The organism is Herminiimonas sp., assembly GCF_030655415.1.
The window spans coordinates 745,501-747,873 of record NZ_JAURVN010000014.1; the positions used below are offsets into that span (position 1 = coordinate 745,501).

At 52.5% G+C, this 2,373-nt stretch carries 2 protein-coding genes; both read right to left on the bottom strand.

Features of this window, described 5'->3' with window-relative positions; genetic code table 11:
• Position 1: 1 nt before the first annotated feature.
• Positions 2-1,852, bottom strand: coding sequence for an HlyD family efflux transporter periplasmic adaptor subunit (locus Q7T66_RS12755; protein ID WP_304933688.1), 1,851 nt, complete (start codon positions 1,850-1,852; stop codon positions 2-4).
• A gap of 97 nt (positions 1,853-1,949) precedes the next feature.
• Positions 1,950-2,339 (bottom strand): DUF3467 domain-containing protein, encoded by a 390-nt coding sequence (locus tag Q7T66_RS12760; protein ID WP_304933689.1) that lies wholly within the window; start codon positions 2,337-2,339, stop codon positions 1,950-1,952.
• Positions 2,340-2,373 lie beyond the last annotated feature (34 nt).

Below are 2,373 nucleotides of genomic sequence, written 5' to 3' on the forward strand. Positions count from 1 at the left end.
CTTACATCCAGGACCAGAACATCAGGCGCAACCAGTCAAACATTTTGTGCGTCCACTGCCAAATCAATTTGCGATCACCGACATCGATCTTGCCTATGCCTTCCATGCCGGGACGCAGGCGTTCACTAACTTTTCCTACCGTCGCTTCGACACGGAAGTAACTACGTCCTTCGCGCGAACTGGTGACCGGTGTCATGTGTGCAATCACTATTGGGAACACTTCACCCGGCAGCGACGTCAGCATCAAGGTACCGGTTTGTCCCTGCTTGACGCCAGTGATATCACTTTCATCGACTTCCAGAATCACGCGATATTCATTCAGTGGTGCGACTTCAAATAATGTTTGACCACGCTTGACCGCGCTACCCAACGCTTGCGACAAATCGCCGCTGACGACAATCCCGGGGAAAGGTGCGGTGATGTTGGCACGTGCCAGTTGCTCGGCCAGCAATTCCATCTGCGCTTTGGCTTGCTGCACTTGCGCCAGGCTGACATTGACCTGTACGCGATCAGATTTCGCCAACGCCTCTTGATACTGGTTGGAGTATTGATCGCCCTGACTTGCCCAACGCAAATATTCGAGTTGCAGATCGCGTTGATCAAGCGTCGCCAACACATCGCCGGCCTTGATCAAATCACCAGCGCGATGAACAGAGGTTTCTACATAACCGTCAAATGGCGCAACCAAAACACGGCGTATCGAACCTTCCAGCGCGGCATTCGCACCGACTGTATAAGTGCTGCTGGCGAAGCTAAAGAAGATGACAGCGAACATCAGCAATCCCGCTGCCAGCTTGCGACCGAAATAGCGCGGGCCGATAAACTTGCGCAATTGGTCACGCGCGATGTCTTTAAAGCGTGCCACCAGCAGTCGATCGTTCAGACGTTTTTCTTCAAGGATACGACTGCACAAGGCAACGACTGCCTGACAGAGCTCAATTTCTGCCAGCGTGAATGACCGGTCACCCGAGCGTTCAAAAGTGAACGCACCGCCTACCAATTCGCTGGTGACAAACGGCACTGTCAAAATGTAATCACTGCCATGCTGGCGTGCGAGTGCCGCGTGGTCACGCGTCACCAATACTTGCTCACCTACGGCCGGCATTTGTATCAATGATTTTTGATCGATCGCTTCATCCATCGCACTGCCGATGGCACGAACCAGATTCATCCGCTTACCTATCTGTGCGCTATGCGATACGGCATCGACATTACAACGGTCATCGCGACGAAAACCAACACTGACACGATCACAATCAAGTCGAATCGCCAGATCGGTTACCAATGCGTGTGCCGCAGCAGAAAATTTTTGTTCGGTCATCGCCGACGCAACCAGATCCAGCGTGGTCATCAAACGCTCACGCGTACTTTGCTCGTGCGAGGCCTGTTGGCGCAACAATGCGGCTTCTATACCTTGCATGCCCCATTGCAGTTCGCGTATCAAACAATGCAAGGCGTCATCGCTGCGACGCAGAGTTTCCAATGCGACCAAGCCATGTAAATGACCGTCGATGATGATGGGATAAGCAAGCGCGGAATGATTATCGCGATGCTGCAGAGTTGCCTGCCGTCCCTGCAAGGCAATATCAGCAACCTCGACCAACAAAGGGCTGGCTGGCTGCGCTGGCGGCCAGAATGCGACGGGTAGAAAAGGACCGAGGTCGGGAGGGCCGAGCACCATCACGGCACGCACGGCTCCCTCTATCATTTCGCATTGCAATGCCAACCACGTCGCGTTGAATTGCTGCGCATCGGCCGGATCGGCAAAACGAAGCCATAGCGCTTGCTGCTGGTCGATCTCTTCTCCGGCCACTACGTCAGATGCTGCTGGTGCAAACAAATTATTGCTCACTTGTTACGTTGTAAAAACGATGGTCTGTATAAAGAGATTGCCGCATCTCCGAGCATTGCTGCGAAAAAATTGCGGCACAGGCTTTGCGATAAATCGTTCAAGACAATTTGATTTCGCCAAAGCGTTGCTCGTATTCGCGCACGCCTTGTTCCATCATCTGGCTCAAACGCTTTGCCGTATACGGCGTCAACACGATACGTTGCGACAGTTGTACACCGACTTCATCGCTACCAGCCTGCCACGCTTTATTTGTACCGAACAACAACGTGATCTCTTCACGTGTACCAAGTACGTTGCAGACGTTTGCATACGCGCTTTGCATCTTGCTGTCATCCCATCTAGGTTTGATGGGCACGCTGACTGCTTCGACAGGCGCTGCTTTTACAGCTTTCTCTGCTGGTAGCGATTTAGCTGACGCTGCTTCGGTAACTGCTGCAGCGATTGTTGCTTCTTCCGCTGCAGCGTTTTCTTTTTTACTTTTTGCCATTTCTGTCCTGGTCGTTATCAAAAACAAGCCTTGT